Annotated in this window: 24 protein-coding genes and 1 other RNA gene; 13 read left to right on the forward strand and 12 right to left on the reverse strand. The window is 61.6% G+C overall.

Going from position 1 to position 25,741, the window contains the following annotated elements; translation table 11 throughout:
• The first annotated feature begins 10 nt into the window (after positions 1–10).
• The 9 genes from I2G20_RS00845 to I2G20_RS00885 are packed head-to-tail and all read left to right on the forward strand — an operon-like array spanning position 11 to position 10,953.
• Entirely contained in the window at positions 11–1,138 is a 1,128-nt protein-coding gene (locus tag I2G20_RS00845; RefSeq protein WP_196257785.1) for an ABC transporter permease, read from the forward strand.
• A gap of 7 nt (positions 1,139–1,145) precedes the next feature.
• Positions 1,146–2,186 carry an ABC transporter ATP-binding protein gene (locus I2G20_RS00850; protein ID WP_207747492.1) on the forward strand — a complete coding sequence of 347 codons (1,041 nt, stop codon included), beginning with the start codon at positions 1,146–1,148 and terminating at the stop codon, positions 2,184–2,186.
• Positions 2,183–3,247, forward strand: a complete 1,065-nt coding sequence (locus tag I2G20_RS00855) for an ABC transporter ATP-binding protein (RefSeq protein ID WP_425502597.1) — start codon at positions 2,183–2,185, stop codon at positions 3,245–3,247. Before I2G20_RS00850 ends, I2G20_RS00855 begins: the two co-directional genes overlap by 4 nt.
• Positions 3,244–4,512 (forward strand): HAD family hydrolase, encoded by a 1,269-nt coding sequence (locus I2G20_RS00860; RefSeq protein WP_196257786.1) that lies wholly within the window; start codon positions 3,244–3,246, stop codon positions 4,510–4,512. The genes I2G20_RS00855 and I2G20_RS00860 overlap by 4 nt, the downstream gene beginning before the upstream one ends.
• A complete protein-coding gene (locus I2G20_RS00865) occupies positions 4,509–7,022 on the forward strand; it encodes a PA14 domain-containing protein (RefSeq protein WP_207747493.1) in 2,514 nt (837 codons plus the stop codon). Before I2G20_RS00860 ends, I2G20_RS00865 begins: the two co-directional genes overlap by 4 nt.
• A 36-nt stretch (positions 7,023–7,058) precedes the next feature.
• Positions 7,059–8,159 (forward strand): beta-galactosidase BglB, encoded by a 1,101-nt coding sequence (bglB, locus tag I2G20_RS00870; protein ID WP_196258187.1) that lies wholly within the window; start codon positions 7,059–7,061, stop codon positions 8,157–8,159.
• An 11-nt stretch (positions 8,160–8,170) separates the two neighbouring features.
• Complete coding sequence (gene kduI / locus I2G20_RS00875) at positions 8,171–9,013, forward strand: 5-dehydro-4-deoxy-D-glucuronate isomerase (protein WP_246472720.1); 843 nt, start codon at positions 8,171–8,173, stop codon at positions 9,011–9,013.
• Positions 9,010–9,768, forward strand: a complete 759-nt coding sequence (kduD, locus tag I2G20_RS00880; protein WP_196257787.1) for a 2-dehydro-3-deoxy-D-gluconate 5-dehydrogenase KduD — start codon at positions 9,010–9,012, stop codon at positions 9,766–9,768. Before kduI ends, kduD begins: the two co-directional genes overlap by 4 nt.
• 48 nt (positions 9,769–9,816) lie before the next feature.
• Positions 9,817–10,953, forward strand: a complete 1,137-nt coding sequence (locus I2G20_RS00885; RefSeq protein ID WP_196257788.1) for a CehA/McbA family metallohydrolase — start codon at positions 9,817–9,819, stop codon at positions 10,951–10,953.
• Positions 10,954–10,982: 29 nt separating this feature from the next.
• Here I2G20_RS00885 and I2G20_RS00890 read toward each other — a convergent pair whose 3' ends face one another.
• The 11 genes from I2G20_RS00890 to I2G20_RS00940 all read right to left on the reverse strand — a co-directional run bounded on the left by I2G20_RS00890 (position 10,983) and on the right by I2G20_RS00940 (position 17,874).
• Positions 10,983–12,188, reverse strand: a complete 1,206-nt coding sequence (locus I2G20_RS00890) for a dipeptidase (RefSeq protein WP_196257789.1) — start codon at positions 12,186–12,188, stop codon at positions 10,983–10,985.
• 92 nt (positions 12,189–12,280) lie between these two features.
• Positions 12,281–12,499 carry a helix-hairpin-helix domain-containing protein gene (locus I2G20_RS00895; RefSeq protein WP_196257790.1) on the reverse strand — a complete coding sequence of 73 codons (219 nt, stop codon included), beginning with the start codon at positions 12,497–12,499 and terminating at the stop codon, positions 12,281–12,283.
• A gap of 120 nt (positions 12,500–12,619) precedes the next feature.
• Positions 12,620–13,240 carry an N-acyl homoserine lactonase family protein gene (locus tag I2G20_RS00900; protein WP_196257791.1) on the reverse strand — a complete coding sequence of 207 codons (621 nt, stop codon included), beginning with the start codon at positions 13,238–13,240 and terminating at the stop codon, positions 12,620–12,622.
• Positions 13,241–13,244: 4 nt separating this feature from the next.
• Positions 13,245–13,655, reverse strand: a complete 411-nt coding sequence (locus I2G20_RS00905; protein WP_196257792.1) for a DoxX family protein — start codon at positions 13,653–13,655, stop codon at positions 13,245–13,247.
• 112 nt (positions 13,656–13,767) lie between these two features.
• Complete coding sequence (locus tag I2G20_RS00910; RefSeq protein WP_196257793.1) at positions 13,768–14,238, reverse strand: SRPBCC family protein; 471 nt, start codon at positions 14,236–14,238, stop codon at positions 13,768–13,770.
• Positions 14,228–14,593: an ArsR/SmtB family transcription factor gene (locus I2G20_RS00915; protein WP_196257794.1), complete on the reverse strand. Its 366-nt coding sequence runs from the start codon at positions 14,591–14,593 to the stop codon at positions 14,228–14,230. The genes I2G20_RS00910 and I2G20_RS00915 overlap by 11 nt, the downstream gene beginning before the upstream one ends.
• Before the next feature lie 126 nt (positions 14,594–14,719).
• An RNA gene (gene rnpB, locus I2G20_RS00920) (RNase P RNA component class A) lies at positions 14,720–15,102 on the reverse strand.
• 37 nt (positions 15,103–15,139) lie between these two features.
• Positions 15,140–15,877, reverse strand: a complete 738-nt coding sequence (locus tag I2G20_RS00925) for a J domain-containing protein (protein WP_196257795.1) — start codon at positions 15,875–15,877, stop codon at positions 15,140–15,142.
• A 178-nt stretch (positions 15,878–16,055) separates the two neighbouring features.
• Positions 16,056–16,841 carry a hypothetical protein gene (locus I2G20_RS00930; RefSeq protein ID WP_196257796.1) on the reverse strand — a complete coding sequence of 262 codons (786 nt, stop codon included), beginning with the start codon at positions 16,839–16,841 and terminating at the stop codon, positions 16,056–16,058.
• Positions 16,842–16,960: 119 nt separating this feature from the next.
• Positions 16,961–17,383: a DMT family transporter gene (locus I2G20_RS00935; protein WP_196257797.1), complete on the reverse strand. Its 423-nt coding sequence runs from the start codon at positions 17,381–17,383 to the stop codon at positions 16,961–16,963.
• Positions 17,383–17,874 (reverse strand): DMT family transporter, encoded by a 492-nt coding sequence (locus tag I2G20_RS00940; protein WP_196257798.1) that lies wholly within the window; start codon positions 17,872–17,874, stop codon positions 17,383–17,385. The genes I2G20_RS00935 and I2G20_RS00940 overlap by 1 nt, the downstream gene beginning before the upstream one ends.
• 242 nt (positions 17,875–18,116) lie before the next feature.
• Here I2G20_RS00940 and I2G20_RS00945 point away from each other — a divergent pair, with 242 nt between their 5' ends.
• Complete coding sequence (locus I2G20_RS00945; protein WP_425502603.1) at positions 18,117–19,154, forward strand: cache domain-containing protein; 1,038 nt, start codon at positions 18,117–18,119, stop codon at positions 19,152–19,154.
• Positions 19,155–19,319: 165 nt separating this feature from the next.
• The gene (locus I2G20_RS00950) at positions 19,320–20,396 is read left to right on the forward strand and encodes a DUF4238 domain-containing protein (RefSeq protein ID WP_196257800.1); all 1,077 of its coding nucleotides are present in this window, start codon (positions 19,320–19,322) and stop codon (positions 20,394–20,396) included.
• Between the two features lie 1,644 nt (positions 20,397–22,040).
• Here I2G20_RS00950 and I2G20_RS00955 read toward each other — a convergent pair.
• A complete protein-coding gene (locus I2G20_RS00955; RefSeq protein ID WP_246472724.1) occupies positions 22,041–22,994 on the reverse strand; it encodes a TolB family protein in 954 nt (317 codons plus the stop codon).
• A gap of 134 nt (positions 22,995–23,128) precedes the next feature.
• On the opposite strand from I2G20_RS00955, the gene ettA reads away from it, so the two are divergent.
• Entirely contained in the window at positions 23,129–24,784 is a 1,656-nt protein-coding gene (ettA, locus tag I2G20_RS00960; protein WP_196257802.1) for an energy-dependent translational throttle protein EttA, read from the forward strand.
• A 70-nt stretch (positions 24,785–24,854) separates the two neighbouring features.
• Positions 24,855–25,688 (forward strand): alpha/beta fold hydrolase, encoded by an 834-nt coding sequence (locus I2G20_RS00965; protein WP_196257803.1) that lies wholly within the window; start codon positions 24,855–24,857, stop codon positions 25,686–25,688.
• Positions 25,689–25,741: the final 53 nt, after the last annotated feature.

Genomic DNA, 25,741 nt, shown 5'->3' on the forward strand with positions numbered 1-25,741 from the left:
GGACGGGACCATGGCAGTCGATCCTATTGGCATTCCGGTAAAGTCGAGCAGAGAGGAAGAACTCTACACAGCCAAGCCGTGGACGCTCATCTGGTGGCGCTTTCGCCAGCACAAGCTGGCCGTGGCTTCGCTGATCTTCCTGGTCCTGACTTGCCTTTCTGCGCTCTTTGCCGATTTCATTTCGCCCTATACCCCGGGCTCCATTGACCGGCTCAATACCTTCGCGCCCCCACGCGCCATCCGGGTAATCCACGATGGTCAGCTGCGCATGCCGTTCATTTACGCCCTCGCCCGGACGCGCGACGCGGACACTGCCCGCGTGACCTACGAGGAGGATACATCCAGGCCGATCGCGGTCCATCTGCTGGTGCGCGGAGAGCGTTACCGCTTGCTGGGTCTGTTTGAAACCGACCTGCACCTGTTCGGCGTCGACGACCCGCGCCAGCGGATCAATCTTCTGGGTACTGATGCGCTGGGGCGCGACATGTTCACGCGCCTCCTTTATGGCGGCCGCATCACGCTTTCGGCCGGCCTGATCGGGGTTGCCTTCTCCTTCATCCTCGGCCTCGCCCTGGGTGCTATTTCCGGCTACTACGGTGGTTGGCTGGACGTGGGCATCCAGCGCCTCATGGAATTCATACGCTCCGTGCCCACCATACCCTTGTGGATGGGCCTCGCCGCGGCCTTGCCCATCGTCTGGGACCCGCTCTTTGTCTATGTGCTGATCACCATCATCCTGTCGCTGATCGGCTGGACACATCTCGCCCGCGTCGTGCGCGGCCGCTTCTTCTCGCTCAAGACCGAAGACTATGTACTCGCCGCGCGCCTCTCCGGCGCGTCGGAATATCGAATCGTGACCAAGCATATGCTGCCCGCCATGACGAGCTACATCATCGCGGCGATGACGCTTGCCGTGCCTGAAATGATCCTGGGCGAGACAGCGCTGAGCTTTCTGGGACTGGGCCTTCGTCCGCCAGTCGTGAGCTGGGGTGTATTGCTTCAGGACGCCCAGAACCTGCGTTCGATCTCACTGGCGCCATGGTTGCTCTCGCCGGGCGTAGCGGTTGTGCTGGTCGTGCTGGCCTTCAACTTCCTCGGCGACGGCCTGCGTGACGCGGCCGATCCCTATGGTCGGTGAGGATGAGATGAAAACGACCACCATACAACCCATGCCGCCCGAACGCCTGCTCGAACTCGACAACGTCCATGTGCACTTCACCATGCGCGAAGGACTGGTTAAGGCCGTCAACGGCGTATCCTACCACGTGAACCGCGGCGAAGTGCTTGGCATCGTCGGGGAAAGCGGGTCGGGTAAATCGGTCACCGCACGCTCGATCATGAAACTGCTTGCCAGAAACGCCATCGAGGCCGAAGGGCGCATCCGGTTCCGGCCAAAGCCCGAGAGCGAGATCGATATTTCGGCACTCTCACGCCAGAGCCGGGAAATGCGGGCGCTGCGCGGCGGCAGCATCGGCATGATCTTCCAGGAGCCGATGACCGCGCTGTCGCCGGTCCATTCCATCGGCACCCAGATCATGCGCACGGTCATGCTGCATCGCGGCGTTGGCAAGCAGGCGGCACGGCAGCGCGCCATCGAGCTGCTCGAACGCGTGCAACTGCCCAAGCCCGCGGAAATGGTGGATCGCTATCCTCACCAGTTGTCGGGCGGCATGCGGCAAAGGGCGATGATTGCGCTGGCGCTTTCGTGCGATCCATCGCTGCTGATCGCCGACGAGCCTACGACGGCGCTCGATGTGACCACCGAGGCCCAGATTCTCGAACTCCTGAAATCGCTCCAGGAAGAGATGGGCATGGCCATCATTTTCATTACGCACAATTTCGGCGTGGTGGCCGACATCGCGGACCGGGTGGCCGTTATGTATCTCGGCCGCGTCGTTGAAACCGGGTCCGTCGACGACATCTTCTATCGTCCGGGCCACCCCTATACGAGAGCCCTGCTCCAATCGATACCCAAACTCGGCCAGGCGCCGATGCGCCGGCTCAGAACCATACCCGGCATGGTACCCGATCCATTCAACATTCCTGAAGGGTGCGTATTCAACCCGCGCTGTGCCCATGCGGTCTTGGGAACATGCAATGTCGAGGCACCCTCCGTCGTCTCATTTCCCGGCGAACAATCCGTGCGCTGTCATTTTGCCGGCCAGCTTCCCGAGGAGGTACAATGAGCCAGATCATGAACTCTTCGGAACAACCTTTGGCCGGGAATGTTTTGGCCGACGACGCGCTGATCTCGGTATCCGGGCTGCGCAAATATTTCCCCGTCACCCGCGGCTGGATGCAAAGGAAGGTCGGAGAGGTCAGGGCCGTCGATGACATCACCTTCGACATCAAGCGCGGCGAAACCTTCGGACTTGTCGGCGAGAGCGGCTCGGGCAAGTCGACCGTCGCGCGCCTGATCCTGCGCGCCTATTCGCTCACGGGCGGCTCGGTGCACTTCCGCAAGGCCGACGGAAATGTCGTCGATCTCTCCCGGCTGGGCGATCGCGAGATGCGCCCGATCCGGCGTGAAATGCAGATGATCTTCCAGGATCCCTATTCGTCGCTCAACCCGCGCATGACCCTGCTCGAACTGGTTGGCGAGCCCATGGTCATTCATGGTGTCGGCTCGCAGGGCGAAATCCGCGACCGGGTAGCTGAGCTGTTGAGCCTGGTTGGCCTTCGTCCCGAATATGTCCTGCGCTACCCCCACGCCTTTTCCGGCGGCCAGCGCCAGCGCATCGGCATCGCCCGCGCGCTTGCTCTCAACCCCAGCTTCATCGCGGCCGACGAAGCGGTGTCGGCCCTCGACGTTTCGGTCGCGGCCCAGAACATCAATCTCATGCAGGATCTGCAGGAAAAGTTCGGGCTGACCTATCTGTTCATCACTCACGATCTGGGCATGGTCGAGCATATCTCCGACCGCATCGGGGTCATGTATGTCGGGCGGCTCGTCGAAGTGGGCGATACGGCCGAAATATTCAACAAGCCGCTCCATCCCTATACCGAGGCACTGCTGTCCGCCGTGCCCCAACCCGATCCGCGCCGCCGTTCGTCAGGTAAGCGTGTGGTGCTCAAGGGCGAGATTGCCGATCCGGCCAATCCGCCCTCGGGCTGCTATTTCCATCCCCGCTGCCGCTACGCAACGGACCTCTGCCGCACCGACACGCCACAACTGCGCCCGGTCGCAGGTCGTAGCGTGCGCTGTCACTACGCCGAAGAGCTCGACCTCACGGGGGTCGGAGCATGAGTGTAAACCCGGGTTTGATCGAGCGCTTGCGTGAGCGCGGCGAAGCGCCGGATGTCACTCTGGCGCGCACCTACATGCCCATTCTGCAACTTGATGAAAACGAGCCCTACCCTCCGCTCGCCATGGGCTATTCGGTCTTCCGCGCGCCAGGACAGTCGCCCTCCTCCAAATTCCAGATCAGTCCGCGCGGTGCTATGACCATCGAATACGCCGTCTGGTACGATTGGGATATCCAGCACCTTTTCGATCTCGAGCATGTCTGGGTGCATGTCGATGGAGATGGGCAGGTCATCGGTGTCGAGGCGTCCTGTCACGGAAACCGGGTTGAGATGATCGCCGGAGACGGTCTGCCGCAAATGGCGGGCACACGTCCCATGCTTATCAGCGAACCGGGCAAGCACGCACATTGGGCGAGTGCCGATATACTGCGCGACCACCCAGGCGCCGAGGTTGGGGCCATGTGCGGTGAACTGGCCGGGCGTGACGGCGTACATCTGGGGAACCGCTTTGCCGAGAGCGGGGCATTCACCGCAACGCCGGCGGACCATCGGCTGGCCCGGCTCAAGAACCGCCGCGACGCTTTCGTGCCGTCATTCGAATTTTCCCCTGCGGCCGATGATATCGCTCTCGTGTCCTGGCCCGAGCTCGCGGCCTGGATTCCCGCCCGCGTCCGGCACCTTCTTGCCACGCTTCCCGACGCTGTTCCCCATATCCGCGCCGTGTTCCTCGATTGCGGCGATACGCTTGTCGATGAGGGAACCGAGGTCAAACTGCCCGGCAGCGAGATCGTCGTTGCCGGCGATCTGATTGATGGCGCACGGGACGTGCTCGATGCACTTGCCGCCCGGGGCTACCGCCTTGCGTTGGTCGCAGACGGCCCGCGTGAAACCTTTGAAAATCTCCTGGGCAAGCACGGCCTTTGGGAGCGCTTCGAGGCTCATGTCATCTCTGGAGAAATCGGCGAGCTCAAGCCATCGCCAAAAATGTTCTCCTCTGCCCTCGACCGCCTGGGCATCGATCCGACGAACGCGGGTTCAACGGTGATGGTGGGCAACAACCTCTCGCGCGATATCAGGGGTGCCAACGATTTCGGCATCATGAGCGTTTTCTTCAAATGGTCCGATCGGCGCACCCACCTGGCGCAAAATCCTGCCGAGACACCCGGCCACACGATTACTGCGCTCGATCAATTGCCGCCCCTGCTCGACATGATCGAACAGCGCCTTGGCGCTTCGGATCGTGGTCGGATGGAAGCCGTCGCATGAGAGCAACGACGGGTATTCCCATGGCAGACGAAATGACATTGTTTGCCGTCGGTGCGGGCGCAACCGTGACGGCCTGGGCGCTTTCCGCGCTCATCACCCGATACTATCCGGGCGAACCTGCGCTGGCCGAAGACCGCGTCAATTATCGCTTCATCAACGGCTTTGTCGACGTCGGCGACCTCCCCTGCCGCATTGCATTGTGGTCGGAGATCGAGACCCGGAAGGTCGAACTGAAGAACGACTGGACCGTAGAGTCCTTCAATCTGCCGGGTTTCAACCGCCGCCTCGATTTCTCCGGTTTCTGGCATCGCCCGACCCGGCTTGCCCGCTGGTGCCGAACCACTCTGGTGCCGCCCGAGACCGGCGACTATGCCTTCAGGCTGGCGACCTGCGGCGGGGTGCACATCTGGGTCGATGGCGTGCTTGCCGCCCGGTTTGAGCCGTTCCGGCGCAATGCCGAGCAGCAGACCGATATCGTGCTGCCCCTGAGGGCGGGCGGTAGCGAGATCGTCATGCTGAGCGAGGACCTCGCCGAGCGGGATACCAATTGGTATGTCGAGCTCACCGCCCTGAGCCCGGTTCACGCAGGTCTCCCTGTGCCAGGCGGCGCGAGCGAGGCCGATATGGCCACGCTGATGACACTTGCGACGAGCGTGCGGCCGGAGCGCGAGTTTCAAACCTCAGGTTCGTTGCGGCTCGTATTCGATGAACCCGCTACCAAACATGTTCGCATTGTCGGCCGCGTGCAGCAAAGCGTCCACATGCGCGACAAGCCACCGCTCTATTCGGTCGAGGCCCTCCTTTTGCCCGGTCAGAGCGCGGTCATGCTCGAAGGCATCGATGCTTTGCCCGACGGCTACCATCCACTCGATCTCACGTTCGAAATCGGCGGCGCACGGGTCGAACGCCATATCGGCTTTGCTTTGCTGCGCGAACTGGCGCCGCGGGTCCGACCCGAAACGCTCGATGAACGGAAGGCTGAAGCGCTTGCCTATGCCGCGGCCCATGGCGAACTGCGCGTCGGGCGCGCGCTGGCGGCGCTGGCTGGCGGGCAGCCCTGCGATGGAACAATCGAGGCGATTATTCTCGATACGCTCGCGATGATCGATGAACGGCGCGACTGCTCGGACTTCGTGATGGTGCCGCTTCTATGGCTTTACGGGGCCAATGGCGACGCGCTACCCCAATCGCTCGCCGAGCGCGTTCGCAAGTCGATCCTGGGCTATCGCTACTGGGTCGACGAGCCGGGCAATGACGTCATGTGGTTCTGGAGCGAGAACCACGTCCTGTGCTTCCACGTCTCCCAATATCTCGCCGGTCGGCTCCTGCCCGACGCGCATTTTTCGGCATCCGGCCGTACTGGTCGCGAGCAAATGGCTGTGGCGGCAGCGCGACTGGACAAATGGTTGACCTCCGTCGAGTCGCACGGCTTGGCCGAGTGGAACTCGGCAGCATATTACCCGATCGATTTCATCGGACTCCTCGCCCTTTTTCAATGGGCCGAGGGCAACATAAAAAGCCGCAGCGGCAAGCTGCTCGACCGGCTCTTCACCATGATTGCGCTCCACACGCTCGGCGGCGTCTCCGCCGGCACGCAAGGGCGCGCCTATGACAAGGAACTGCGCGCCGGACCGCTCACCGAACTCGCGCCCTTTGCCACCGTGGCCTTCGGGGAAGGCTGGCTTAATGATGGGGTTGCTGCCCTGCCCATGTTCGCGGCAGGCGATTACGCACCGCCGGCCCAGTTGTCCCGGCATGCTGTCCCTCCGGCCGGCAAGGCGTTTCTCGCCCACTACGTGCAGGGCTACGAGACAGCGGCGCGGCTCGCGCTCTACAAGAGCGCTGCGGTTCAGCTCTCCGCTTCCGTGGAAGGCGGTGCGGGGAAAAAGGGTCACCAGCAGCATCTCGTCGATGTGCGGTTTGCGGGCCATCCCTTCGCACGGGCTTGGGTAAACCACCCGGGCGAGGACGATCCCTGGGGTCACCAGCGTCCCTCCTATTGGGCTGGCAATGGTGTCATGCCGCGCGTCGGACAGCACCACGACACCGCCCTGCTCCTTTTCGATCTCGGGACCTCGCCTCGCGTCGACTTCACCCATGCCTACACGCCGGTCGACGCATTCGACGAGTTGCGCCTTGAGAACAACTGGCTTGTCTTGCGTTCGGGCAGCGGCTTTGCGGCTCTGACCGCATCGGCGCCGATTACACCCGTAACTGAGGGGCCGGGCGCGCGGTGCGAATTCCGGGCGCACGGCAAACGAACCGCCTGGGCAGTGCTTGTGGGAGAACTCGCCCCGCGAGCTGGTCTCAACACGGTTTTCCATATGCTGGAAAACGTCGCGCTCACCCACTCCCCGGAAACACACCGGGCGGAATTGACCCGCCCCGACCGCCCCAGGCTGGTTCTTGACTATATCCAGGGCCTGAGCGTGGACGGTCAGTCGAAGGATTGGACCCAACTCACACTCGATCCGCTGGTCACCGAGATCGGCGTTTCCCCATTGCATTGATGCGTAGCGCGCCCCGGCGCGAGAAAGTTTTTGACCATGCACGACGCCGAAACCCTCTCCCGCTTGCTCGCCGACGTAGCCTTGGGCCTCGCGCGCCTCAAGGGCATGAACGAAACGGCCCCCCTCGCGGGGGATGCTTTCACCATTCAGTTCGACGAATGGGACTGGGAAGTCGGCGTCGGATTGTATGGTCTTATCCGACACGCCGAGCTATCCCGCGATGAGCACCTGATTGGCTCCATAGCTTCATGGTACGATTGGCAGATCGGACGTGGCCTTCCCAGGCGGCATGTCAACTCCACCTCGCCCATGCTCGCCTTGAGTGTCCTCATCGACCATGTACAGCGTCCTGATTGGGAGGCGCTGGTGAAAGACTGGGCGGAATGGTTGATGAACGGCCTTGAGCGCACCGAGGATGAGGGCTTCCAGCATACGGTCAAGGAACGGCTCAACGATGGCGAGTTGTGGGACGACACGCTCTTCATGACCTGCCTTTTCCTCGCGCGGGCAGGCCAGCGGTTCAATCGGCAGGACTGGATCGACGAGGCGGTCTATCAGTTTCTGGTTCATGCCCGCTATCTGTCCGATCCCGTGACCGGGCTTTGGTATCACGGCTGGACCTTCAATGGGCGGCACAACTTTGCCAGGGCATTCTGGGCGCGCGGCAATTCCTGGATCACGGTCGCAATTCCCGAGCTCTTCGGGCTGGTCGACAGCCTTCCGGCATCTACGGGCCGCTTTCTGGGCGCCCTGTTGCGCTCTCAGGTGGCAACGTTGGAAAAATTCCAGCACGAGAATGGCATGTTCTCGACCCTCTTGAACGACAAGTCGTCCCCGTGCGAGACCTCTGCAACCGCCGGTTTCGCCTATGGCATATTGCGGGGCATCGATCTCGGTCTTCTCGCCCCCAGCTGCCGCGCTGTCGCGGACAGGGCGTTTGCCGCGGTGGCTGCCCGCATCGGCACGGACGGTATAGTAGCGGAGGTCTCCGACGGCACGCCTATGGGCCATGACCTCGATTTTTATCGACGCATCCCCAATGCGCCAGCTCCCTACGGTCAGGCCCTTGCCATGCTGCTGATCGTCGAGAAGCTTGTTGCAACGAGAAGCGAAAAGCCTGCCAAAAAGGCAATCTAGAGGAACATGCCATGTCAAACCGACCAGCAATGAATGTTGAAACCCGCTGGGCCGTCGACCCGAAAACCGCTCGCGCCATGGACACGGCCGCCCTGCGTTCGGCATTTCTTGTCGACAACCTGTTTACACCCGGCCGGATCAATCTGACTTACAGCCATCTGGACCGGCTGGCTGTCGGCGGCGCCGTTCCCGTCGCAGAACCGCTTGTGCTCGAAAGCTTCCGCACGCTCGGCACCCAAGGGTTCATGGACCGGCGCGAGGCCGTTATCGCCAATATCGGCGGACAAGGCACGGTCAGGGTCGGGGATTCAACCTACACTCTGGACCAGGGCGATATGCTCTATATCGGGAAACAGGCCGGTGAGGTCTCGTTTTCCGGTCATGGAGCCAGGTTCTACATCGTCAGTGCACCGGCGCACCAGCGCCACGAAACGACGTTGATCAAGATCGAGGAAGCCACCCGCATCGATCTGGGCGCCAAGGAAACGTCCAATGAACGCTCGATCTTCCAGTTCGTGCACGCCGAGGGGGTCAAGTCCTGCCAGCTTGTCGTGGGCATGACCAAGCTCGCTCCCGGATCTGTGTGGAACACGATGCCGGCCCATGTGCATGACCGGCGCTCGGAAGCCTATCTGTACTTTGGAATGGCCGAAACGACGCGCGTGGTCCACCTCATGGGCGAACCCAGCGAAACCCGTCATCTCATCGTCGCGAACGAGCAGGCCCTGCTTTCGCCGGGCTGGTCAATCCATAGCGGCGCGGGTACGGCAAACTACACCTTCATCTGGGCCATGGCCGGCGAGAACATCGATTATCGGGACGTCGATCCCGTTGCAATGGAGGACCTGCGTTGACCAACTGCTTTGATCTTTCGGGCAGGCGCGCCTTCGTAACGGGCGCCAACACAGGCATCGGCCAGGCCATTGCGTGTGCATTGGCTGCCGCGGGCGCAGAGATAATTGCCGTAGGACGCTCGTCAATGGCGCAGACGCAAGCGGTGATCCGCCCGATGGGGCGATCCTGCGAGGAGGTCCTGGTCGATCTTGGCGACGTTGGCGCCGCCGTCGCCGCCTTCGACGCTGCGTGGAAGGTCCACGGCCCTATCGACATCCTGGTGAACAACGCCGGCATCATCCGGCGCAGGGATGCCGTCGACTTCACAGAGGAGGACTGGGATGCCGTACTCGACCTGAACCTCAAGACGGCGTTTTTCCTGTCCCAGGCGCTCGCGCGCAACGCATTTGCCGCGGAACGCGGGGGAAAGATCATCAATATCGCCTCGCTGTTGTCGTTTCAGGGCGGTATCCGCATCCCGTCCTATACGGCCTCCAAGAGCGGATTGGCGGGCATCACGAGACTCCTCGCCTGCGAATGGGCAGCCAGGGGCATAAACGTCAATGCCATTGCCCCGGGCTATATCGAAACCAGCAACACCGATCAGCTCCGCAACGACGAGACAAGGTTCGCCGAGATTTCTGCCAGGATCCCCGCTGGCCGGTGGGGGCAGCCAAAGGACATCGGCGGCGCCGCCGTCTTTCTCGCCAGCGATGCCGGCGCCTATGTTCATGGAATTGTCCTGCCGGTCGATGGCGGTTGGCTCGCCCGATAAGGGCTTGGGTGCATGTAAACGGGAGCCGGTCAGGGGGATAATGTGAGCATGGAGACGTTTTCGCCCCAGGCTGGGTCTGCAACAGCGGAAAGCCCAAATTCAATAATAGCCGGACGCCAGGGTGTCTGGCTCAAGGGCGACTGGCATTTGCACTCTCGCCACAGCACCGATTCCACCAACAATCCGATCGCCCGGATTATCGACTTCGCCGAAAAGCTGGGCTTTGACTATCTGGCGATTACCGACCACGACGTGCACGTCCGCGGCGATGTGGCAAACCACACCTGGTCCGACCCGGAATTCAAGTCCGATAGCCTCCTGCTGTTTTACGGCGCCGAACTCACCGCTGCCCGCGGCCATATAAATATCCTGTCTGAGGGGCCTTACGATCATCAGCGGATTTTCGACGCGCGCGACCGGCGCGATTGGGACCTCCTCGCGCTCAAGCGCGAGCTGGGCATACACATGTCGGCAAACCACCCGAGCACCAAGAACCATTACGGGTATTCGTTCGATCTGGCCGACTCCGTCGAAATCTGGAACTCCAGCGTCTGGCCCAAAAACATTCCCGGCCTCCGGATCTGGGACGACATGCTGTTGTCAGGCCGCATGCTGGGGGGACGGGGTGGCAGCGATGCTCATCATGGTCCCGTGGAGCGACCCGGGCCGGTGACACCACAAGCGCTCGAAGCGACGGCCAACTATGTCGGCACGCCGACCACGTGGGTATTTGCAAGAGAAAAGACCGGGCGGGCCGTTCTCGACGCCATGGCCCGGGGGCACGCCTCCGTCAGCGCCAACCCCTTCAACCCTCGCGTCGAATTTTATGCCGATCCCTTCGGCAGCGGCGTTCCCGATATGATGATGGGAGACAACGTCCACCCCACGGGCGCACCCGTTGCGTTTGAAATCAGGCTGATCGGCGGCACCGTGCCTGGCGCGCACTACAAGATCAACATCGTCAAGAACCGGGAACTGTTCGACACCTTTTTCCTGACCGCCGATTCCCACATCTCGGTTGCCCGGTTTACCGATACCCCTGCCCTTGCGACGCGAACCTACTATCGGGTGGAAGTGGAAGGCCCGCAGTCTCCCTTCTCTCTGGTGCCCAACGCGATGGCACAAAGCGGAAGCATGGTCGCCTTGTCCAATCCTTTGTATTTCAACTACGATCCAAACTTCTAAGTCACCGACCAGCGGTCCTCGCTCGCGCTCTAGAGCGGACGAATCCCCTCGCTCAACACCCGCCGCGCATTCCCGCCCATGATTTTCGCAATATCCTCGGGCGACAACCCGGCCTCGATCAGCGCGGTAGCGATGGCCTGAACGCTCGCCGCATCGAAACCCACGGTCACGGCGCCGTCGAAATCCGAGCCCAGCGCCACATGATCGATGCCCGCCACGTCGCGTACATGCAGCAATGCCCTTACGATTGCCTCCACGGTCAGGCCGCAAACCGCCGTCGGCCAATAACCGATGCCGACGATCCCGCCTGTCGCTGCAATGCCTCTGACCTGCTCGTCCGAGAGGTTGCGATTGTTCGGGCATGTGCCCCGTACCCCGCCATGGCTGGAAACGACGGGACGGCGCGCCATGGCCAGCACGTCGTCTATAGCCTGCGGGCTCGCATGCGCCAGATCGACGATCATGCCGAGTTCCTCCATTCGCGCCACCGCCGCCCGGCCGCTCTCGCTCAGGCCTGCACGGGAGGCGCCATGCATCGAGCCGGAGAACGGATTGTCGATGAAGTGGGCAAGACCGGCCATAATATAGCCCGCCGCATGCAGGCGATCGATATTGTCGATCTCGCCTTCCAGCACCTGCAATCCCTCGAGCGCCAGCATCCCGCCCACCGGCCAGCGCAGGCAGTCGCCGGCTCCCGGATCGCCGCATTCGGCCTGGGCGTTCGCATTCCGATCCGCAAAGAGCCGCTCGATATCCTCGGGCGATCGCAGCACGCGCAACCGCCCATCCGAACGCGCCGCCGCATCTTCGAGTTTTTGTGCATGAAACAAGGCCCGTTCGAGCGTCGAACTCCATGTGCGTGGCGATTGGCGCTGCGCAATCACGAGCGGCATGATCATGTCGAACTGCGCCGTCTCGTTGCGTTCGACATTCATCCCGGCCGGCGAGTTGGTGACGCTCGCAAACACCTGGAGCGCTACCCCGCCCTGCCGCAGCCGCGTCAGGTCCACATGCCCCCGTGCGACGGTGCCTAAGAGGTCCCGGTCCCACAAAAGCGTATCGGCATGGAGATCGATCGTATCCTGGAACCCTCGCCCCGCCTCCGAGATGATGGGTCCGACCGGTTCGATCTTGTTCCGCCCGGCTTCCACCACCCCAGGCGCGACAAAGAAAAACCCCACCACCCCGACCGCAAGACCCGCGAACGCCAGCAAGGCGATAGTCCGTTTGCGCATGATCTCCCCCTCGTAACCAGCGGCAACTCTCTGCAATACGATTCCCGAGCAGTGCGCGACGGAAATCCGGTCCGGTTAATACTGAGACGGACCTAGTCCGACTTGAATCCGAGTCCCTTGGCGGCCAGCGCCTCGCCAAGAATTCGGATGGCCTTGGGACCCACCCCGTGGATGGCCAGCAATTCCTTTTCCGTATGGTCGGCAACCCGCTTGAGGCTGTCGATGCCATTGAGCGAGAGTTCGCGCGCCGCCGTCTTTCCGATTGCATCGGGCAAATCGCCAACCGGGCGCGGATCGGGCGTAGGAGCCATGCCATGTCCTCCCTGTGCGTTCATTTCCCCCGGACGCTAGCACGGCAAAGGGCAATTATTGAAGGCGCTCCCCAAAATGGCTCCGATCCTCCTGTTGTCGCCGGATCGCTTGCCTTCTGCTCAACGAGGCCGCCATGGCTCGTGCTCATGCGCAAGCCAGACCTTTTCAGGGTTCATAGCAAGCACCCGCACTTGCCCCTCGCTGTGCGGTTCGTCAAGCTCGCCGAACCAGACCGCCACATCGCCACCGACAATGACGGGGCCCGCACCGGTTTCGATGACGACAACCTGCATTCCTGCCGTGTGCCCTGGAGCCGGAACCAGTCGCAGGCCGGGCAGCAGGTCATATTCTCCATCGACCGGTACATACTGCACACCGGGCGCATCGATCCACTCACGAATGGGATATTCCTCGGCGTTACTGCGCGCGTCTTCAAGTTCCCGCCGCTGAACGTAGATCGGCTTTCCGGCAAACAGGTGATTGCCGCCACAATGATCGGCGTGCAGGTGCGTATTAACGACGATATCGATGCTGGCGATATCGAAATTCTGCTTATCCAACGGATGGAGGCAGGGATTGAGACCGCTCGCCAGCGGGTGGAGTTCGGTCATACCGGTATCCACCAGTATGCGCGCTTCGGGGTGCTCGATGACGTGCACGTATACCGGCATCCGCTCACCCTCGACGGAGAGGTCGGCAACGAAGATCGGCGTGATGGTGATCGGGGAAGGGCTGCCCATTATTCTAGGTCCTTTCGCGGGTTTGGCGCAGCTCGAAAATGGGCACATTGGGCGAAGCCGTCTTGCGAGCCGAATTCTGGGTGAGGAAGGAGACGATCAGCAGGGCCAGCGCGAAAACAGGCGCAAAGAATCCCTCGTCCCCGGCATTGAGATGCGCTGAGATTGCAAGCAACAGATGAAACAGCATCCCGGCATAGGCGAGATCGCTGAGCCGAACCAATACGCGCGACAGAATGACCAGCGGGGCGGCAATCTTTGCGGCGATCAGCACCGTGACCAGATAGGCGGGGTATCCGAAATGGCCAAATCCTTCCTCGACCATGGGCCGCTGGAAAACATAGGCAGCCGCGCCTGCCGCATAGATCAGGCACAGCAGAACGGTGCTGAGCCAGTAGGCGACCTTTCCAGTTGTCATCATGTGTTCCTTTCCGGTTGGCATTTTTTTGACGCGCGAGCCCAGTCGGGCGGCCGGCTTTGCTGCCCCGCTACGTGGTTCGGCGGCGAAATGATTTGGGCAAAGACGCCCGTCAGGTGGCGGACAATACGGCCTCGAGCTTGTCGTAGACCTCATCGAATCCATCGGTCATGCCGACCTCGATTGCGGCGGCCCGCGCGTCGGCACTCGCATAACGCATCACCATCGTCATCCGGGTTCCGCTTCCCGCGGCAACCAGATCGGTGGTGACGGCGGTGCCTGAAACCGTATCGCCGTTGAAATATTCGATGAAGGACATGTGATGGGGAGCATCGACGCTGAGGATTGGTCCCGAGAAGTAAAAAGCGCTGCCAAATTCGTAGCGGAAGCTGCCACCTGGCCGCAGATCAATCTCGCACCGGGTCATGGCGTCTTTAGACGCCATCCACATGGGGATCAGCGCCGGGTCGGTCATCGCCCGCCAAACGCGCGCCGGCGGATGGGCAAAGCTGCGACGCACGATTATGTCAGTGGTGCCATCCTGGGTAACCTGAAGCTGGCGCAAATCCGCGTTACTCTCCATCGTGTCCTCCCTTGGGCTTTTCAGGCGTCCCCTGCTCGTGTGCGGCGAGACCGTCGAGGACCGCATCGAGCCGCTGGAACTGCACGTCCCAAAGCGCGCGATATTGCCCGAGAAAATCCCAAAGCTCCGCAACGGCCTCTGGCTTGAGCCGACGGGGACGCGCGGTGCCCTCGATACGCGTTTCGATCAGGCCTGCGTCCTCCAGCACCTTCAAATGGCGGCTGATCGCGGGCTGGCTTATTGAAAAGGGACGCGCCAGATCCTGCACGGTCGCCTCGCCTTCCGCCAGCCGGGCAATAAGGGCACGGCGGGTGGGATCAGCGAGGGCAGCGAAAGATTGGTCAAGGGTTGTCATAAACGAACTCATTATAGAATGAATATTCTATATAACGAGTTCATTATAGAGTCAAATCCGCAATTGAACCGCTTTGTCGCGGCCCCCAAGGCTTCCGCCGGTGGCATTGCAGGCTCTATCGGGAATATCACCAGCCGGCCTGTAAGCCGGGTTCTGTAAGGCCTGTGCCCGAAAGCACAAACGTGGCGGCCATTCATCTGGGACGCGCATTGCTGCGCGCCTCGTGCAACCAACCCGGACGACAAGCCGCGAAAACATGGCCGGGCATTAAAGCCCCATCGTCCCTATTCGGTTTTGCTCCCGGTGGGGTTTACCGTGCAGCCACTGTTGCCAGCGGCCCGGTGCGCTCTTACCGCACCCTTTCACCCTTACCCCGAACGAGTCGGGGCGGTTTGCTTTCTGTGGCACTTTCCCTGGGGTCGCCCCCGCCGGACGTTATCCGGCACCGTGTTTCCGTGGAGCCCGGACTTTCCTCCCTCCAAAAGGAGAGCGGCCGCCCGGCCGACTGGTGATGGTGGGTGATGTAGGGTGCCCGTGGGGGGAAGGTCAAGCACCCTCAGGCGCAGGCAGCGCATTGGGCCGCAGCCCCCGCACCCGCGCAATGTCCCCGTACGCCGTGTTGATTGCCGCCAGCTTCGCCGTCGCCAGGCCCATAAGGTCCGCCGGCACGCCCTTGGCCACCATCCGGTCAGGATGGTGTTCGGCAACCAGCCGCCTGTAGGCGCGGCGCAATTCGTCGTCTGGCGCGTCGGGCGCGAGGCCCAGCACCGCGTAGGGATCTCTGTTCCCACTGGGCAAAAGCACGTGCTGGGACGCGATCTGCTCGAAACGCACGGCATCGAACCCGAAAATGTCGCTGATCGCCCGCAGGTAGTCCAATTCGTCCGAATGGACGAACCCATCCGCCGTCGCAATCTCGAACAGCGCATCAAGCACGTGCTCGAGCGTCGCCGGGCTGTCGATAAACAGCTTGCGCACCTTGCGGGCATAGGTTTCGAATCCGGCAGTGTCCTGCTGGGCGAGCGCAAAGAAGCGGTCCACATGCGGATCGGCGCCTTCGGGAATGTCGACCAGCTTGTGAAAGGTCTTGACTTCCCGCAGGCTCACCACCCCATCGGCCATCGCCATCTTGGCCGAAAGCGCGATGATGGACATGGTAAAGGCCGTATCCCGCCCGCCGGGCAGCCAGGTGTCCGGGTCGAGCGCGTTGGCGAGGCCGCCAGCCAGGCCCGTCCTTTCCGAAAACGACCCCAGAAAGGCTGAAATCCGCTCCCAGATCGACATATGCCTATTCCGCGACAGAATGAAACGAACCCGGCGGACAATACCCGCGAGCGCGCGCTCCAGCCACCGGAAGATCGGCGGACAATCAGGCGCTGCACATGTGCAGGAGCTGCAGTTCATGAATCGCGTTCCCCCGAACGGTCGATGTCAGGAGGAACGCCCCCGGAGACCGAAACTCTTACCAGCGGAAATCGTCATATACAAACCCATAAGGGTGCGACTGTACCCGACGCTGCTGAAAAGTCACACCGCTGTTCGTTGTGGCATTCCCGCGCACCTGCTCTTCGTAGATCCAGATCGGCTCGCCATCCGGACCGACGATTGCCACCAGCCCCTCGCGGCGCGGATCGTATGGCGCATAGGGATCTTCACCCGCTACCGCACCGAGCCTGCTGCGTTCCTCCAGCGACATGAACTCGCCCGTATCCGGCACTGCGCGATCCTGGCCATATGCTATTGCCGCGATGGCCTCATAATCCACGGCCTGCTGTTGGCGCGGCACCGACAGCCCTTCAGGGCGCGGTATGGGCCGCGGCGGCTCGATCACACCCGCGGTCTGCGTTGAAGGCTCATTGGCCTGTGGCACCCGCTCAGGCTGTGTCTGTTCGGCCGGTCTTTGGGCTGCCGGGGTTTCCTCGCGCGGTTGAACCGTGGCCGTCTGCGCGGGCGTTGAACTCCCGGTCGAGCGCTCGCCGTCGAGCGGACGCCCATTGACGGTCACGATCGGGCCACTGGTGGCGGCTGCCACCTCGTCGGCGTCGGGTACAACCGGAAAACCGGCTCTGTCCGCCACCCGGTTCGGCACGCTGGCGGGGCGCTCGGGCGCCGCTACGACCTCCGGTTCGACCGTCACTGTCGCCGTGTGCGCCTCGTTGTCGGGGCTGTCCGATTGCAGCAGCGCGCCTCCGCCAACAAGCAGGAGAGCGGTGAGCATGACTCCGGACGCGATAGGTTTTGAAAGCATCTTCCGATTCCATTGCTGGCCACACGCGGCCGACGAATCCCCCGCAAGATGCGGTTTTCACTCCCGATCATGGCAGCAGTTTGGTGAACCGGGCCTGAACTGCGCAGCGCCGGTCGTTTTCAGCGCCGCCGTTGCGTCAATGCCGCACCCGCGATGATCAGCGCCACCCCGAGGGCGCTCGCCAGAACATGCCCTTCGGCGCCGCGCACCAGATCGAGCGCCACCCCGAACACCATCTGCCCGCCGATCACCAGCATCGCGGTGTTGATCGCCCCGATCCGCGCGATCAGCCAGCTCCCCGAGGCGACGAAAATCACCCCGATCGTGCCCCCCAGATATGCGTACCACGGCGCCGAAAACGCGCCCGCGGGCCAGAGCGCGCCGATGACGAGCCCGATGGCCGTCAGCACCGCGAACCCCACCACATGGTTCCAGAACGAGGCGACGAGCGGGGTCGTCGATACCGCCAGCCGCCCGTTGATCTGCCGGCTCAGACTCACCAACACCCCGGCCAGCGTCGCTATGAGGATCGCCTCGATCATCACGCGCCCCGCCCGAAAATGATGATGACGCTGCCCGCCGCGATCAGCGCCAGCGCTGCAAAATCGCGCAGGAGCGGTATGCGCACCGGCATCCCGAGCAGGCCCCAGCGATCCGCCGCGAGGCTGAAGACCACCTGCCCCGCCAGCCCCAGCGCCAGCGTGCCCGAAAGCGCCAGCGGCGAATTGACCGCCGTGGAGGTGAGGATCACCGTCAACGCTCCGGAAACCCCGCCCAGATACGCCCAGAGCGGCGCAGCCGGCTTTGCCCCGCCCGCCCCGGCTTCCGGCCGCAACCGCAGCAATGCCAGAAATGCCAGCGCCGCGACAATCCCCGTCCCGTGCGCCACCCAGGACGAATAGAACGGTGTGGCGTAAAGCCCCACCAATCCGTTGAAATCGACCATCAGCGTCAGGAGCCCGCCGCTGCCGAAGGCGAGCAGCAGATGGAACGGCGACGGACGCGGTAGGGAAGCAGTCACTGAGGATGTCATGGGGGGCGACTCGGAATGCCTGACGGCCCTCGACTGTAGCGTGGAACGCGTCATAGTCGATACCCAATCCACTCTGTTGGATCGGCGCCATTTTGGCTGGCGCTTGCGCTCCCACCCTCATTAACCCCCCAAAAACCATAATCTGCCACACTCCCCCCCGATTGGCGGCCTTGCCCGCCTTTGGGGGACGTATTGTGTCTGGTGCAACCCAAGTCAAGGCATCGCCGCGCGCGATGCGCGTTGTGATCGACGCCATCAGCGGCGATCTCAATTCCTATACGCAATCCAACCAGCAGATCGTGATGCAGACGCGCCTGCTCGCGCTCAATGCCGTCATCGAGGCGGCCCGCGCCGGCGATGCGGGCAAGAGCTTTGCGGTGGTCGCAAAGGAGGTCCAGCGCCTCGCCGATCGCGCCGCCCAGGTCGCCGACCAGTTCAAGAGCAATGTGCTCGACCGCATCGATATCAGCCGCGAGGTCTCCCAGGACCTCGTCAACGAGCTCGAAGGCGTCCGCCTCATCGATCTCTCGCAAACCCTCGTGCAATTGATCGTGCGCAATCTTTACGAGCGCACCGCCGATGTGCGCTGGTGGGCCACCGATAGCGCGCTGTGGCAGGCGCTCGATACGCGCGAGCCCGATGCCCTCGCCCACGCGTCAGACCGGCTCGCCGTCATCCACCGGTTCTATACCGTCTATACAGATCTGGTGCTGACCGACCGCGAAGGCCACATCCTCGCCTCCGCCCACCCCGAATACGCCAGCGCCGTGCGCGGCGCATCGGTCTCCCAGGAACCCTGGTTCCGCAACGCCATCGGCACCAGTTCAGGCGATGATTACGTCGTCGATCCCGTCGCGATCAGCAAGCTCCACAACGGCCGCAAAGTCCTCACCTACGCCACCGCCGTGCGCGAAGGCGGGCTATCCAAGGGCCGCGTGCTCGGCACGCTGGGCGTCCATTTCGATTGGGAAGAACAGGGCGCGACGATAGTAGAAACCGAAGCCGCCCTCCCCCCGGCGGTCAAGGATAAAACCACGGTCATGCTCCTCGACGGCCAAAAACGCGTCATCGCCTCGACCGACCCGGCCCTGATGTTCACCACCTACCGGCTCGACGACAACGGCAAACAACAAGGCACCTACACCGACGCAAACGGGCATACGGTCGCGTTCGCAAAGACGCTGGGCTATCAGGAATATGACGGGCTGGGCTGGTACGGCGTCGTGGTGCAGCAGGCGGAGCAGGATGCGGAGCTAAGGGCGGCGTTGGGGTTTAGATAAGTCGATTTGTTTGGGACTACATTCTCAAAAGCAGTCCTCGGACCCTACAAGTTATGACATAATTATTGTTAGCGCTCTCCTAGATACAACGCTCTATTGTTGACGGGAGACGAAACGACTAATCCATACTATTCGAATTTACCAAACTCGTGAAAGCCTGAGAGCATGGCTGCCAACGCGAACCAACATTTTTTACCTCAGTGCTATTTGCGAGCCTTCTCGGACGGAGCAGAAGGAAGAAGCGTATCTCTTTATCGCTTGAGTACGGATACAATTGTATCCAACGCCTCGATACGCGGGCAATGTTCCAGACGATACTTCTATGGAAAAGACCTTTCCTTGGAAAAAGCCTTTCAGCCTATCGAGGCCGAATATGCAAGGGTACGAGACCTGATCGTCTCGGGTGCGGAAATAAGATCTGAAGATGTCAATTTCCTTCGATACTTTATAGCCATTCAATATTGTCGAACAGAAATTGCTGCTAAACGAATATTTTCATCCCAAGACGAAATGGCATCGATCGTTTTTCGTAATGAAGAAGAAAGGAAAAAGTACGGTAATTTCGGAGAAAAAGAAGCGCTTATGATTTCAATGGCACACGCGGGCGAAATGGGAAATATCATAGATGATTTAGGTTTTTGTATAATACAAAACGATACCGATTTTCAATTTATAACTTCTGACGACCCCGTCATTCGCTGCAACCGATACTACCAACAACGGTTAAGGGATAAATGGGGAGGATCTGGATTTATACACTCAGGGGAATGCATTTATCTCCCAATAAGCCCAAAATATCTAATATTGTTCTACGATCCTTTCGTGTACAGAATCGGACGACGTACTCAGAAATTCGCGATTAGCCGAAAAATGCAAGCCGATTCTTTGAACTGCCTGCAGGTTATCAAAGCAAATCAAAATCTATACTTCAGTACTACACAGAAAGATGATTACGTCCAAGAATTGGCCGCTGCTAATAAGGCGTACCGGCCAAAAAGTTGGCATACAATCAACTACGCCGTCTTGGACAATAAAGATGAATTTGGCACGTCATACCGCACAATAAGCAAAGAAGAAGTTGGCAGCATCGAGCATAGCGAGGCACTTGTCCATTTGCATAAAAAACCTTTGGTGCCTCCAATCTGGTTTGGCGATTTGTCTTACCGACTCCGCCCGCAGACGCATGATACTAAGAGTGGCCTCGGATATATTCGTCCGAGCCGTCGAGGTTGGCGGGTGTAAAAGGCCAAAATAACGCTTTGTATTTAGTTAGTTGGGCGAGAAAGAAACAGCATACCCTTCTAAACTGTGTGGGGTGTTAAATTGTGAGCAATCCCCTCTCCTCGTCATCCTCGGGCTTGACCCGAGGACCCATGAGATTTCGCAGCACACACGAAGCTACGGTAGGACAGCACTCACCGCATAGGCCCTCGTGTGGAGCACGAGGGTGACGCGCGGAGCAGGTGGTGCAATCGCGGCAAGAACTGAAGCGCCGGAGGCGAGGCTGCCTGCCCGCTGCGAAGCTGTTGACTGTCTCCCCTATAATGATTTCCGCCATAGAAACACCCAAGCCCCCACCCCACAGCCGTCGTCCTTGGGCTTCGCCCGAGGACCCGCGATGCATCCCACCCGTCAGGGAGTACAAACGGCAGCGCAGGCTCAGGCCCCCGGGGCACCATTAGCGCCCTGAAGTAACCGCACCATTGCGGGCCCTCGGGTCAAGCCCGAGGGTGACGCCCGGAGCGTGCGGAACGCGCGAGGAACAAGAACACGCCCCCCTCACCCGGCGCGTTGCTCCCATCCCTCCCCTCGTCGCCCGCGGGCATGACCCGCGGGTCTCTCTTGCGGCGCCAGAGCGTGACGCTGAGGTGGCCGGGTCAAGCCCGGCCACGACAAGAGGAAAGAACAGCGCCCCCCGAAAAGACATGAACCAATGCGGCAGTACGGGAGGACGAGCGCAGCGAGGACCCCGCGCGACGTTTCGCGCGCCCCGTCGGAGGCGCAGCGGAGGGCATAGGCCCGGCTTTAGGGCCGTCATGCCCGGAGCGGTGCGCGCCGTGAGACAGAACAACTTTCCCGTGAGACAGAAAAATCTTATCCCCGCCCTCTCCACTCGCGCCATACTGCCCTCACGACCCCGCGCCGAACGCATGCGCAACGAACGTGTGGCGGGAGGTTGGATGGAAGGGTTCAGGGCGGATTACCCCCTGGGCCGGCCCAGACAACCGCGTCGGTCCGGGTCCGATGGGAGTCGTCCCAGCGGAGGTCCAAAGCGGACGGATGGCCGGATGTGGATAACATGTGAGGGGTGCGGGCCAGAAGAACGGTCCCGTGTGACTCTCCCACGTCGCACCGGGGAAACCCGGAGGGGCAGCGGGAGCCATTGGCTCCCAACAATCCCCAGCCCGAGCAAGCCGCCATAAGCCTAAAATCCCGGATGCCTGGGGCGATGATCGCTTCATACTAGACTAAAAGAGTGCGGAGCGTTCATCGCCCCATGCCTGTTCGACGGCCAGCATCCCCCGAGGCCCAAAGCCGTCGGGCGCGTCAGCACGACCACACGAAAGGCCCCGCCACCCCCTCGTCATCCTCGGACTTGATCCGAGGACCCATGAGGTTTCGCAACGCAAACGAAGCTATGGAGCGGGATGGAGTATCGCATAGGCCCTCGGGTCGAGCCCGAGGGTGACGATTTGAGTTTCAGGCCACGAATGGAGAAAGATGCGATGCAGCAGTACGGGAAGGACGAACGCAGTGAGGACCCCGGCCAACGTTTTGGCCGCGCCGTCGCAGGCGCAGTGGTGGGCATAGGCCCGGTTTTAGGGCCGTCATGCCCGGAGCGGTGCGCGCCGTGAGACAGAACAAACATGAGACAAAATAAACCCCTCACCCCGCCGGATACGCCACATAGGCAAACCGCTTACTGTCCGGGGCCCAGGAATTGACGTTGATCGTCCCCTGCCCGCCGAGAAACGCGGTGACATCGCCCATCTCGCGCCCGTCCGGCCGCATCCGGCGCAGGATGACGTCCTTGTCCGCCGGATGGCCCAGCGTATCCTCGGGGTAGCTGAGATAGACTACCCATTCGCCATCGGGCGAGAAGTGCGGGAACCAGTTGACGCGATTATCGAACGTCAACTGCTCGATCCCCGTCCCGTCCGGCTGCATCCGGAAGATTTGCGCGTGGCCGGGCCGGTCAGTCACGCGTTCCGAATTGAAATAAATCCACGCTCCGTCCGGCGAATATTCCGGGCCGTCATTGGGCTTGTCGATATCGGAAAGCCGCGTGTCCGGCCCCCCGCTCGCGGGGATGGTGAAAAGGTTGATGCGCCGGTTCTCCGCCGTGCCCTCGAACCCGGTATAGACCAGCGTCGTCCCGTCGGGCGAAATCCCGTGCAGGAAATAGCGGAATGGCTCGGGATGGTCGTTGGAGATGCGCTTGGGCTCTCCGCCCGAAATACCGACCACATAAAGGTGCCCGTCGCCGTTCGAAAGGTAGATCAGCCGCCCGTCGGGCGAGAGCACATGGTCGTTGTTGAGTTTCCGGATCGCGCCGGTGTCGATCACCTCGGGCAGCGCCGAACCGTCCGCCGGCATGCGCCAGATTTCACCCCCGGCATTGAAGATCAGCGCCGCGCCGTCCGGCGTCCAGTTCGGCGCCTCGATCACCTGGTCGGCAACGAGCAGCGTCGTCTCGCCCGCCCCATCGATCCCGATCACCCGCAGCTCGGCGCGCTGGCCGGGCGCCAGCCCGCGTTCGCCCGGCCTGAAAAACTGCGATACGACATGCGGCATAAGATCCTCCCGGACGATGGAATCCGGGCCCAGCCTGCCCAACATTTCCACCCCTTACAAGGGCCTCACCGCGCCAGCCTCCAAAGCGCGAGCCAACCGCCTTTCCAAATCCCGCCCCATGTCCTACATACGGGGCCAATTCCTCCAGCGGCAAATCGATACAAAAGGCTCTTCGCTCTATGGCCCGTCAGTTCATCTACCACATGCACGGAATGTCCAAGGCATATGCCGGGGGCAAGAAGGTGCTCGATAATATCCATCTCAGCTTTTACCCCGACGCCAAGATCGGCGTGCTCGGGCCCAACGGTTCGGGCAAGTCCACCCTATTGAAGATCATGGCCGGGCTCGATACCGAGTTCACCGGCGAGGCCTGGGCCGCCGAAGGCGCCAAGGTCGGCTATCTCGCGCAGGAACCCCAGCTCGATCCCAGCCTCGACGTGCGCGGCAATGTGATGATCGGCGTCAAGGAAAAGCAGGCCATCCTCGAACGCTACAACGAGCTGATGATGAACTATTCCGACGAAACGGCAGACGAAGCTGCAAAGCTTCAGGACCAGATCGATGCGGATAACCTCTGGGATCTCGATTCCAAGGTCGAAATGGCGATGGAAGCCCTGCGCTGCCCGCCCCCCGAAGCGAAAGTCGATAACCTCTCGGGCGGTGAAAAACGCCGCGTCGCGCTGTGCCAGCTGCTGCTTTCGGCCCCCGATCTGCTCCTGCTTGACGAGCCGACCAACCACCTCGACGCCGAAACCACCGCATGGCTCGAAAAGCATTTGCGCGAGTTCCCCGGCGCCGTGCTCATCATAACGCACGACCGCTACTTCCTCGATAATGTCACCGGCTGGATTCTCGAGCTCGACCGGGGCCGCGGCATCCCCTATGAGGGCAACTACACCGCCTATCTCGACGCCAAGGCCAAGCGGTTGAAACAGGAGAAATCCGAGGACGCCGCGCGTGCGAAAGTGCTCGAGCGCGAAAAGGAATGGCTCGGCCAGTCCCCGCAGGCCCGCCAGACCAAGTCCAAGGCGCGTATCCGGGCCTATGACGAGCTCGTCAAGGTCAACGAAGCCCGCACGCAATCCAACACCGCGCAGATCATCATCCCGCCCGGCGAGCGGCTGGGCCAGACCGTCATCAATGTCGAAGGTCTGCGCAAGGGATATGGCAATCACCTGCTGATCGACGACCTCAGCTTCAAGCTGCCTCCTGGCGGCATTGTCGGCGTCATCGGGCCGAACGGCGCGGGTAAATCGACCCTGTTCAAGATGCTCACCGGGCAGGAGCAACCCGATGGCGGCACCATCACCATCGGCGAGACCGTGCACCTTGGTTATGTCGACCAGAGCCGCGATGCGCTCGATCCAAAAAAATCCGTCTGGGAGGAAATCTCGGGCGGCAATGACATCATCAAGCTTGGCAAGCGCGAGGTGAATTCCCGCGCCTACACCTCGTCGTTCAACTTCAAGGGCGGGGACCAGCAACAGCCCGTGGGCACCCTCTCGGGCGGCCAGCGCAACCGCGTGCATCTGGCGAAAATGCTCAAGTCCGGCGCCAACGTTTTGCTGCTCGACGAGCCCACCAACGACCTCGACACCGAAACCCTCGCGGCTTTGGAAGAAGCACTGGAAGAATTCGCCGGCTGCGCGGTCATCATCTCGCACGACCGCATGTTCCTCGATCGCCTCGCCACCCACATGCTGGCGTTCGAAGGCGACAGCCACGTCGAATGGTTCGAAGGCAACTTCCAGGACTATGAAGCCGACAAGGTCCGCCGCCTCGGCCCTGACGCGGTCAACCCCAAGCGCGTAACCTACAAGCCGCTGACGCGGTAAGTAACGCTTCTGATATAATTCAGGGATCGGGCTCGATGCCCGGTCCCTTTTTCGGGTCCAGAGTATCGTCATGATTGAACCCTTCACCCTCGAAATTGAAGATGCCAGCTTCTCCGGCGTCGAGGCGGGGGAGGGCATTCCGGTTGTCTTTCTCCATGCCGGCGTATGCGACAGCCGCATGTGGGCGAGCCAGATCGAGGCCGTGGCAGAAGCTGGCTTCTGGGCCGTGGCCTATGACCGGCGTGGGCATGGAGGGACGGTTTCGCCCGACGAAACCTTCTCCCATCTTGAGGATCTCGAAGCCATACTCGACGCGCTCGATATCCATGCAGCGGTGTTTGTCGGCGCCTCCCGTGGGGGTGCGCTGGCCATCGATTTCGCGCTGGCCAATCCCGAGCGCACCGCTGGCCTTGTGCTCATCGGTACGGGGATCACCGGCGCCAGAAAACCCATCTTTTCATCCGAGGTCATGCGCATCGTCCACGCGATGGAGGCGGTGGCCGAAAGCAGGAATATCGAGGCAATCAATGCCGTCGAGGCCCATGCCTGGCTCGACGGTCCGCTGTCGCCGAGTGGGCGCGTCACCGGCAAGGTGCGCGAACTGTTCTACGCCATGAACGGCGACATCCTGCGCAAGCCCCCGCTCACCCGCGAGGAGCCAGGCGATCCTGCGGTCGACCTCGTGGGTGGTATCGATACCCCTACGCTGCTCGTCGCGGGCGATCTCGATTTCCCCCATATCGTCAACCGCCACGACGATCTCTCGGAAGAGATGGACAACGCCTTCGCGGTTGTCATAGAAGGCACCGCCCACCTGCCCAGCCTCGAGCGTCCCGACCTCTTCAATCCCCTCCTCCTTGAATTCCTCGATGCGCTGACCGGCACGCCCGAACACGAAACGTGATGGATTCCATCAAAAACTGTTGGTGGATCGGGAGGGCGTTCGCGAGTAGGCTG

It is taken from the genome of Pelagibacterium limicola, assembly GCF_015694405.1.
GTDB lineage: Bacteria > Pseudomonadota > Alphaproteobacteria > Rhizobiales > Devosiaceae > Pelagibacterium > Pelagibacterium limicola.

Bases quoted from the DNA above. Each gene is read 5' to 3' on its own strand.
- I2G20_RS00930 (WP_196257796.1), bottom strand. From the start codon at position 16,841: ATGCTTTCAAAACCTATCGCGTCCGGAGTCATGCTCACCGCTCTCCTG.
- I2G20_RS00905 (WP_196257792.1), bottom strand. From the start codon at position 13,655: ATGACAACTGGAAAGGTCGCCTACTGGCTCAGCACCGTTCTGCTGTGC.
- I2G20_RS00950 (WP_196257800.1), top strand. From the start codon at position 19,320: ATGGCTGCCAACGCGAACCAACATTTTTTACCTCAGTGCTATTTGCGA.
- I2G20_RS00910 (WP_196257793.1), bottom strand. From the start codon at position 14,238: ATGGAGAGTAACGCGGATTTGCGCCAGCTTCAGGTTACCCAGGATGGC.
- I2G20_RS00860 (WP_196257786.1), top strand. From the start codon at position 3,244: ATGAGTGTAAACCCGGGTTTGATCGAGCGCTTGCGTGAGCGCGGCGAA.
- I2G20_RS00850 (WP_207747492.1), top strand. From the start codon at position 1,146: ATGAAAACGACCACCATACAACCCATGCCGCCCGAACGCCTGCTCGAA.
- I2G20_RS00915 (WP_196257794.1), bottom strand. From the start codon at position 14,593: ATGACAACCCTTGACCAATCTTTCGCTGCCCTCGCTGATCCCACCCGC.
- ettA (WP_196257802.1), top strand. From the start codon at position 23,129: ATGGCCCGTCAGTTCATCTACCACATGCACGGAATGTCCAAGGCATAT.
- I2G20_RS00895 (WP_196257790.1), bottom strand. From the start codon at position 12,499: ATGGCTCCTACGCCCGATCCGCGCCCGGTTGGCGATTTGCCCGATGCA.
- kduI (WP_246472720.1), top strand. From the start codon at position 8,171: ATGTCAAACCGACCAGCAATGAATGTTGAAACCCGCTGGGCCGTCGAC.
- I2G20_RS00935 (WP_196257797.1), bottom strand. From the start codon at position 17,383: ATGATCGAGGCGATCCTCATAGCGACGCTGGCCGGGGTGTTGGTGAGT.
- bglB (WP_196258187.1), top strand. From the start codon at position 7,059: ATGCACGACGCCGAAACCCTCTCCCGCTTGCTCGCCGACGTAGCCTTG.
- I2G20_RS00955 (WP_246472724.1), bottom strand. From the start codon at position 22,994: ATGTTGGGCAGGCTGGGCCCGGATTCCATCGTCCGGGAGGATCTTATG.
- I2G20_RS00890 (WP_196257789.1), bottom strand. From the start codon at position 12,188: ATGCGCAAACGGACTATCGCCTTGCTGGCGTTCGCGGGTCTTGCGGTC.
- I2G20_RS00845 (WP_196257785.1), top strand. From the start codon at position 11: ATGGCAGTCGATCCTATTGGCATTCCGGTAAAGTCGAGCAGAGAGGAA.
- I2G20_RS00965 (WP_196257803.1), top strand. From the start codon at position 24,855: ATGATTGAACCCTTCACCCTCGAAATTGAAGATGCCAGCTTCTCCGGC.
- I2G20_RS00855 (WP_425502597.1), top strand. From the start codon at position 2,183: ATGAGCCAGATCATGAACTCTTCGGAACAACCTTTGGCCGGGAATGTT.
- I2G20_RS00885 (WP_196257788.1), top strand. From the start codon at position 9,817: ATGGAGACGTTTTCGCCCCAGGCTGGGTCTGCAACAGCGGAAAGCCCA.
- I2G20_RS00865 (WP_207747493.1), top strand. From the start codon at position 4,509: ATGAGAGCAACGACGGGTATTCCCATGGCAGACGAAATGACATTGTTT.
- I2G20_RS00925 (WP_196257795.1), bottom strand. From the start codon at position 15,877: ATGTCGATCTGGGAGCGGATTTCAGCCTTTCTGGGGTCGTTTTCGGAA.
- I2G20_RS00940 (WP_196257798.1), bottom strand. From the start codon at position 17,874: ATGACATCCTCAGTGACTGCTTCCCTACCGCGTCCGTCGCCGTTCCAT.
- I2G20_RS00900 (WP_196257791.1), bottom strand. From the start codon at position 13,240: ATGGGCAGCCCTTCCCCGATCACCATCACGCCGATCTTCGTTGCCGAC.